This window comes from Azospirillum terrae (assembly GCF_053470425.1).
Genome location: NZ_JBPXMR010000006.1, coordinates 127,740 through 135,248 on the forward strand (window position 1 = coordinate 127,740; position 7,509 = coordinate 135,248).

Below are 7,509 nucleotides of genomic sequence, written 5' to 3' on the forward strand. Positions count from 1 at the left end.
AGGGCTGCGCGCGAGCGCGGCCCTTTTGTTTTTGCTAAGGTCCCACGGGACGAGATCAGGAGAGTCGCCGTGTCCGACCAGCGCTGGGAATCCGATCACTACATGCGGCACGCCGGGTTCGTGCCGGAACTGGGCATGCCCGTCGTCGAGTGGCTGGCGCCGCGGCCGGGCGAGCGCATCCTCGATTTGGGCTGCGGCGAGGGCAGCCTGACGGAAAAGCTGGTGGCCATCGGCTGCACGGTGACCGGCGTCGATGCCAGCGCCGAACAGGTCGAGGCGGCGCAACGCCGCGGGCTCGACGCCCGCGTCATGGACGCGCAGGCGCTGTCCTTCCGCCAGGAGTTCGACGCGGTGTTCTCCAACGCCGCGCTGCACTGGATGAAGCACCCCGATGCGGTGATCGCCGGAGTCGTCCGCGCGCTCAAGCCCGGCGGGCGCTTCGTCGGCGAGTTCGGCGGCGCCGGCAACGTCGCCGCCATCCGCACCGCGCTGAGCGACGCGCTGGAGCGCCGCGGCATCGACCCGCGCTCCGCCGACCCCTGGTACTTCCCGACACCCGAAGAGTACCGCGCCCGCCTCGAGGCGGCCGGTCTCCAGGTCCGGCGCATCGAGCACTTCCCCCGCCCCACCCCGTTGCCGACGGACATGGCCGGTTGGATCGCCACCTTCGCGCAATCCTTCACACAGCCGTTGCCGGAGGTGGAGCGCGTGCCCTTTCTCGCCGAGGTGCTGGCGGCGCTGGAACCGCGCCTGCGCGACACGCAAGGGCAGTGGAGCGCCGATTACGTGCGCCTGCGCTTCGCCGCCGACAAGCCGGCTTGAGCGAAGCCGGCCCGCCCGGAACCTTCACCGTCGCCTGCCGTTTCCCCGCCAATGCGCATGGGCGCACGACGAGGGAGTAGAAGCGATGCTGATCCGTACTCTGCCGATCCTGGCGCTCGGTCTGGCGCTGACGGCCTGCGGTGCGAACATGGAAGAGAAGGCGGCCACCGGTGGCCTGGGCGGTGCGGCGGCCGGCGCGGTGGTCGGCGGCCCTGTCGGCGCGGTGGTCGGCGCGGGCGTCGGTGCGGCCGGCGGCGCCGGCGTCGAGAAGTACGAGGAACACCGCGAACAGCCCGGCAACCGGCCCCGCACGGGCAGCGCCCAGTAATGTCCAACTGGACCCACGCCCGGCTTGCGCTATAAAAGGCGCGGGAAGTCTCCCGCAGCTTGGAAAGCGAACGGACGTGACGATGTCCTGTGGTTTGCGCGCGGCCTCAGCGGCTGCGCTCCTGATGCTCTCAGGCACGGCCGTGGCCGCGACGGCTCCCGCCCAGATGGTGGACCGGCCGGCCGCCCGCGTGCAGAGCCTCGACAAGGTCACCGCACGGACCTCGACCTTCGACATCGCCGTCGGCGAGACGAAGCCGTTCGGCAACCTGCGCATCACGCTCCGCGCCTGCAAGGAGAACCCGCCCATCGAGGTGCCGGAGTCGGCCGCCTTCTTCGAGGTGGTCGAAATCAAGCAGGACTCGAACGCGGAAAACGTCTTCACCGGCTGGATGTTCTCCTCCAGCCCGGCGCTGTCGGCCATGGAGCACCCGATCTACGATCTGTGGGTGCTGTCCTGCGCGTCCAAATAGGCGCTATCCCAGCAGGTCCGCGATCGCCCTGTCCTGATCCACGGCGGCGAATTCGCCCTGCCCGGTGAGCGCGTGCGTCAGGCGCCGGCGGTACTCGGCGCGCGGGATCTCGACGGCGCCGAAGCGGCTCAGGTGATCGGTGACGAACTGCGTGTCCAGCAGCGTGAAGCCGCCGGCCCGCAGGCGCGCCACCAGATGCACCAGCGCCACCTTGCTGGCGTCGGTCTCGCGGCTGAACATGCTCTCGCCGAAAAAGGCCGCGCCCAGCGACACCCCATACAGCCCGCCGACCATGCGCCCGTCGCGCCACGCCTCGACCGCGTGGGCAAAGCCCTGTTCGTGCAGTTCGCTGTAGAGCCGGACGATGTCGGCGTTGATCCAGGTCTTCGGCCGCTCGGCGGTCGATTCGGCGCACGCCTCGATGACGGTGCGGAAGTCGCCGTCGAAGCGCATTTCGAAAATGCCGGCGCGCACCGTGCGTTTCAAGCGCTTGGGCACGTGGAAGCCGTCGAGCGGCAGGACGCCCCGGCGCTCGGGGTCGAACCAGTAGAGGTCCTGCGAATCGGCGCTCTCGGCCATCGGAAAGATGCCGGCGGCGTAGGCCCTCAGCAGAAGCGGTGCGTTCAGCTCGATCATGCGTCCATTATACTGGGTTGCGATGGCGCGGTCGAAAAGCCGTGCGTGGCGCGATGACACGGTGCGCACAGCGTCATGCGATGGTATTCCAGAAAGACGTGTCCATCACACCGCGGAGACAATGATGCGGACGCCCATCGCGGCCATCCTGACGCTCCTGGTTGCGGCCATCCTGCACCCCGCCACGGCGGCGGCGCAGCGCAAGGCCGAACCGGGCACCTTCGACTATTACGTGCTGAGCCTGTCCTGGTCGCCGGCCTATTGCGCGCAAGCGTCCCGCGCAGCCGAGTCCGACCAGTGCGGCGCCGGCAAGGGCTTCGGCTGGGTGGTGCACGGGCTGTGGCCGCAGTTCGCCGATGGCGGCTACCCGCGCTCCTGCGCCGCCGGCCGCACGGTGCCCAAGGCGGTGGTGGACGACACCATCGGCGCCATGCCCGACGTCGGCCTTATCCTGCACGAGTGGCGCACCCACGGCACCTGCACCGGCCTATCGGCCGCGGATTACTTCGCCAAGGTGCGCGCCGCCCAGGCCAAGGTGAAGGTGCCCGCGGCGCTGGCGGCGCCCAAGGACGGCCTGTCGGTTCCGGCCACCGAGGTCGAGGCGCAGTTCGCCGCAGCCAATCCCGGCCTGACGCCCGACATGGTCGCGGTGGTTTGCCAGCGCCGGCAGGTGAGCGAGGTGCGCGTGTGCCTGGACAAGGACCTCAACCCGCGCGCCTGCGGCAAGGACATTGCCGACAAGTGCGGCAAGTCGGGGGTGTTGAAATAACCCTCTCCCCTCCGGGGAGAGGGTGGCCGGCGTGAGCCGGCCGGGTGAGGGTAGGTGCAAGGATCCTCGGATTTACCCTCACCCTCCCGCTTTGCGGGCCCCTCCCTCTCCCGGGGCGGGAGAGGGGTTAAACTACTTCTTCGCCGACATCAGCTGTTCCAGCCAGTGGATGTCGTAAGCGCCGTTGATGAAGTCCGACTCGGCGATGATGCGCTGGTGCAGCGGCAGCGTCGTGTCGATGCCGCCGATCACGTACTCCTCGATGGCGCGGCGCAGGCGCATCAGGCACTCGTTGCGCGTCGTGCCGTGCACCACCAGTTTGGAGATCAGACTGTCGTAATGCGGCGGCACCCGGTACCCGTCGTACAGCGCCGAATCGACCCGCACGCCCAGGCCGCCCGGCGCGTGGTAGCCGTCGATCTTGCCCGGCGACGGCAGGAAGGTCTCCGGGTTCTCCGCGTTGACGCGGCACTCGATGGCGAAGCCCTGGAAGCGGATGTCCGCTTGGGTGTAGCCGAGCGGCGCCCCAGCGGCGACGCGGATCTGCTCGCGCACCAGATCGACGCCGGTGATCATCTCCGAGATGGTGTGCTCGACCTGGAGTCGGGTGTTCATCTCGATGAAGTAAAACTGCCCGTCCTCGAACAGGAACTCCATGGTGCCGACACCGCGGTAGCCGAAGCCGCGCGTGGTGCGCGCCGCCAGCTCGCCGATGAAGTCGCGCTGGGCAGCGTTCAGCGCCGGGCTCGGCGCCTCCTCGATGACCTTCTGGTGGCGGCGCTGAACCGAGCAGTCGCGCTCGCCGAAGTGCACGACGTTGCCGTGCAGGTCGGCCAGCAGCTGGATCTCGATGTGACGCGGCCGGCCGAGGTACTTCTCGATGTAGACCTCGTCGTTGCCGAAGGCGGCGCGCGCCTCGCCACGGGCGAGCTGATAGGCTTCGCGCAGCCCCTCGGGGTTGCGGGCGACCTTCATGCCCTTGCCGCCGCCGCCGGCCGCCGCCTTGATCAGCACCGGATAGCCGATGTCGCGGGCGATCTTCTCGGCCTCTTCCACGGTCGGAACCGGGCCGTCGGAACCGGGCACCACCGGCAGGCCGAGGTCGCTCACCGTCCGCTTGGCGGTGACCTTGTCGCCCATGATGCGGATGTGGTCGGCGGTCGGGCCGATGAAGGTGAAGCCGTGCTCCTCGACCATCTCGGCGAACTGGGCGTTCTCCGACAGGAAGCCGATGCCCGGATGGATGGCGTCCGCCCCGGTGATCGTCGCCGCCGACAGGATCGCCGGGATGTTGAGATAGCTCTCGCGCGCCGAGGCCGGGCCGATGCAGACGCTCTCGTCGGCGAGGCGGACGTGCATCGCGTCGGCGTCGGCGGTGGAGTGCACCGCCACCGTCTGGATGCCCATCTCGCGGCAGGCGCGGTGGATGCGAAGCGCAATCTCGCCGCGGTTCGCGATCAGGACCTTTTCGAACATCGCCAAGGGATGGGTTCCTTCCCTTATTCGATGATCATGAGGACTTCACCGAACTCCACCGGCTGGCCGTCGGCGATGTGCACCTCGGCCACGGTGCCGCCGCGCGGCGCCTTGATGGGGTTCATCACCTTCATCGCCTCGATGATCAGGATGGTCTGGCCGGCCTTCACCGTGTCGCCGACCCTGGCGAACGGCGGCGCGCCGGGCTCGGGTGCCGCATAGGCGGTGCCGACCATCGGCGAGGTGACCGCGCCGGGGTGCGGGGCGCCCTTGACCGGGGCGGCGGCCGGAGCCGCCGCCGCTGCCGCCGGGGCGACCGCGTGCACCACGTGCGCCGAGGCGGGGGCGCCGCGCGTGACGCGCAGCCGCGTGTCGCCCTCGGCGAATTCGATCTCGTTCAGCCCGGTCTCGCGCAGCAGATCCGCGAGCTTGCGGATGAGGTCGCCGTCGATGTCGAAGTTCGCCATAATGTCTTGAAATCCCGTGCTTTTCAGTCGCGGCCGAGGAGGCGCTGCATGGCGTCGAGCGCCAGCAGGTATCCGTGCGGGCCGAAGCCGCAGATCATGCCCTGCGCCACCCCGGTGATGTACGAGTGGTGACGGATGGGCTCCCGCTTGAAGATGTTGGAGAGATGCACCTCGACCACCGGCAGCTCCGCCAGGATCAGCGAGTCCATGATGGCGACCGAGGTGTGGCTGTAGGCGCCGGCGTTGATGACGATGCCGTCATGTTCGGTGCGCGCCTGCTGAATCCAGGTGACGAGTTCGCCCTCGTGGTTCGACTGCCGGAAATCGATGGTCAGGCCGAGCTGCTCCGCACGCTCCTGGCACGCGCCTTCCAGGTCGTCGAGCGTCATCGAGCCGTAGATGTGCGGTTCGCGCACGCCCAGCATGTTCAGGTTCGGTCCGTTCAGAACCAGGACCGACGCGTCGATGGCCACGGGACCCTGCCCCTTCTCCAAATCCAAGTCGCGCGTTTATAGCACGCCGCGCCGGGAGGGCAATGCCGCATGGAGAATTGCGCACGAACGCGTGCGCAGGGTCAGCCACCCGCCCCATGGGCGGCCACGGCGTCGCGGATCGCGGCGAGCCGCCGCCGGGCGCGCCGTCCCCAGCCGGCCAATCCCGCACGGAAGGCCCCCGTGCCCTTCAAGAAGGCGCGGCGCGGATCGAGGTCGGCCTCGCCCATGCGCGTCGGCAGATTCGCGGCGATGCGCTGCGCCACGGCGCGGCGCACCCAGTGCCGCCCGGCCAGCCACAGCCCGACGACGCCCACCAGCAGCGCCGGCAGGCGCACCGGCATCCCACCGGGCAAAGCCGGCCGGCCCTCAAGCAGCCAGCCGACGAAGGCCGGCAGGTTCTCCGGCCCGCCAAGCACGACGGCACCGCCGAGCACAAGCGCCAGCAGCGCCAGCCACACCAGCCCCCCCGGAGCGCGCGCCACGCCGCCAGCGGGCCAGCGACGCTTCGACATAGGGGATCAGTTCGCCTTCCAGTTCCTCGGCAACCGCGTCGAGCAGGCCGGCAATGCGCCGCCCGCGCGCCGCCCCGGCCTCGTCCAGACGGGCGTCGATGCCGGCGAGGTCGGCGTCGGAATGGATGGTGAGGATTTTGCGCGCGTCGGCTCGGTGGGACGCCTTGGCGACCAGTTGCTTGAGCGCATCCGGTTCGGGCTGGCCGGCATCGGCGAACACCAGCACGAGATCGGCCAGTTCGACGACCGGTTCAGCCGGTTGCGGAGCGCCGCCGGACGCATCCACCACGATGCGGCCGCGCAGGCGCTCGCTGTCCGAAGCCTCCACCCGAACAATGTCGGCGAGGTCGCAGGGAATGCGCGGGTCGTCGCCCGTCGCAGCGCTCCCGTAACACAAGGCGGTGACGCGCTCGTCCGCCGGCCGCTCACCGCCGGCCCGCCGAAAGCCGTCGAGGAACGCCGCCCGGCCCGGCGCGGCGGAGCCGAGCACGGCGACCACCGGCCACCACGGCGTGCGCGTCGCCAGCGACTCGCTCCGCGCCAGCAACCCCATGCCCTGGAGCAGGCGGTCGAAGTCGCGGTAGGCGCGGAGCACCGGCAGCAGGTCCGGGCTCTCCGCTTTCAGGTGCGATTCGAGTGCGGTAAGACGATGCTTAAGCGCCTGCCTCGATGCCATGCCGCCCAAGACCCCGGTCCGGTGTGCCAACCGGCCGTCTGTAACACGGGACAAGGGCGGCTGGACCGCAAAATTGCTTTACGCCCCGTTGGGGGAGCGCTCGTCCATCTCGTAGACGTCCGGGTGCAGGCGGATGGCGCCGTCCGGCAGCACGGTCGCCGTCCAGTAGACGAAGCGCACCTGCAACGGGTTCACCTTGATCCACTGCGATTCGCCCTTGCGCAGGATCGCGTCGATCTTGCGCGGCGTGACGCCGACGTCGGCCAGCAGCAGCTCGGCCAGCGCGCGGGCGTCCTGCAGGCGCACGCAGCCGGAGCTGATGGCGCGGGCGTCGCGCTCGAACAGCCGCGGCTCGTTGGTGCCGTGCAGGTAGATGTTGTGGGGGTTGGTCAGGTTGAAGCGGAAGCGGCCCAGCGCGTTGTTGTCGCCCGGCTGCTGCACGATGCGCACGCGGCCCGGCGACACTTCCTTCCAGTCCACCGTTTCCGGCATCACCGGCTCGCCGTCCAGATAGACCACCGCGTTCGAGATACCGGGCGCACCCCTCTCGCGAAGGTTCGGCAACTTGTCTTCCTTGAGGACGGTCGGCGGCACCGTCCAGGTCGGGTTGATGATGATGTGCGTGATGTGGTCTTGCAGCAGCGGCGTCTCGCGCTCCGGCCGGCCGACGATCGAGCGGATGGTCATCTCGATCCGCCCGCCGCGCACCAGGGTCGTCTCCTGGCTCGGCAGATTGACGAACAGCACCGACTCGGGCGTCGCCTCGCGGAAGGCCCGCATGGCCTGCGCGCTCTGCCGCATCAGGCGCGCCGCGTCCTGCGGCGTGCGGTCGAGGGGGGGGGGGGGGGGGGAGGAGG

Annotated in this window: 10 protein-coding genes and 1 pseudogene; 4 read left to right on the top strand and 7 right to left on the bottom strand. The window is 69.7% G+C overall.

The annotated features are described in order from the left end of the window. Positions 1 to 69: 69 nt before the first annotated feature. The 3 genes from ACSVDD_RS17235 (at position 70) to ACSVDD_RS17245 (ending at position 1,622) form a co-directional block, all read left to right on the top strand. A complete protein-coding gene (locus ACSVDD_RS17235; protein ID WP_448190608.1) occupies positions 70 to 822 on the top strand; it encodes a class I SAM-dependent methyltransferase in 753 nt (250 codons plus the stop codon). Positions 823 to 907: 85 nt separating this feature from the next. Further along, positions 908 to 1,150, top strand: a complete 243-nt coding sequence (locus ACSVDD_RS17240) for a YMGG-like glycine zipper-containing protein (RefSeq protein ID WP_448190609.1) — start codon at positions 908 to 910, stop codon at positions 1,148 to 1,150. A gap of 124 nt (positions 1,151 to 1,274) precedes the next feature. Then, positions 1,275 to 1,622 (top strand): DUF2155 domain-containing protein, encoded by a 348-nt coding sequence (locus tag ACSVDD_RS17245; protein ID WP_448190610.1) that lies wholly within the window; start codon positions 1,275 to 1,277, stop codon positions 1,620 to 1,622. 3 nt (positions 1,623 to 1,625) lie between these two features. On the opposite strand, the gene aat is transcribed toward ACSVDD_RS17245, so the two are convergent. Further along, on the bottom strand, positions 1,626 to 2,258 hold the full coding sequence (aat, locus tag ACSVDD_RS17250; protein ID WP_448190611.1) for a leucyl/phenylalanyl-tRNA--protein transferase: 633 nt from the start codon (positions 2,256 to 2,258) through the stop codon (positions 1,626 to 1,628). Positions 2,259 to 2,382: 124 nt separating this feature from the next. Here aat and ACSVDD_RS17255 point away from each other — a divergent pair, with 124 nt between their 5' ends. Then, positions 2,383 to 3,027 carry a ribonuclease T2 family protein gene (locus tag ACSVDD_RS17255; RefSeq protein ID WP_448190612.1) on the top strand — a complete coding sequence of 215 codons (645 nt, stop codon included), beginning with the start codon at positions 2,383 to 2,385 and terminating at the stop codon, positions 3,025 to 3,027. Positions 3,028 to 3,159: 132 nt separating this feature from the next. On the opposite strand, the gene accC is transcribed toward ACSVDD_RS17255, so the two are convergent. The 6 genes and pseudogenes from accC to ACSVDD_RS17285 form a co-directional block, all read right to left on the bottom strand. After that, on the bottom strand, positions 3,160 to 4,503 hold the full coding sequence (gene accC, locus ACSVDD_RS17260; RefSeq protein WP_448190870.1) for an acetyl-CoA carboxylase biotin carboxylase subunit: 1,344 nt from the start codon (positions 4,501 to 4,503) through the stop codon (positions 3,160 to 3,162). 23 nt (positions 4,504 to 4,526) lie between these two features. Next, positions 4,527 to 4,970 (bottom strand): acetyl-CoA carboxylase biotin carboxyl carrier protein, encoded by a 444-nt coding sequence (accB, locus tag ACSVDD_RS17265; protein ID WP_448190613.1) that lies wholly within the window; start codon positions 4,968 to 4,970, stop codon positions 4,527 to 4,529. A gap of 23 nt (positions 4,971 to 4,993) precedes the next feature. Next, positions 4,994 to 5,443: a type II 3-dehydroquinate dehydratase gene (gene aroQ / locus ACSVDD_RS17270; RefSeq protein ID WP_448190614.1), complete on the bottom strand. Its 450-nt coding sequence runs from the start codon at positions 5,441 to 5,443 to the stop codon at positions 4,994 to 4,996. 101 nt (positions 5,444 to 5,544) lie between these two features. Further along, positions 5,545 to 5,922 carry a hypothetical protein gene (locus tag ACSVDD_RS17275; protein WP_448190615.1) on the bottom strand — a complete coding sequence of 126 codons (378 nt, stop codon included), beginning with the start codon at positions 5,920 to 5,922 and terminating at the stop codon, positions 5,545 to 5,547. Further along, the gene (locus tag ACSVDD_RS17280) at positions 5,831 to 6,652 is read right to left on the bottom strand and encodes a hypothetical protein (RefSeq protein ID WP_448190616.1); all 822 of its coding nucleotides are present in this window, start codon (positions 6,650 to 6,652) and stop codon (positions 5,831 to 5,833) included. The genes ACSVDD_RS17275 and ACSVDD_RS17280 overlap by 92 nt, the downstream gene beginning before the upstream one ends. Positions 6,653 to 6,730: 78 nt before the next feature. Then, a pseudogene (locus ACSVDD_RS17285) lies at positions 6,731 to 7,509 on the bottom strand (L,D-transpeptidase family protein); the annotation flags it as partial.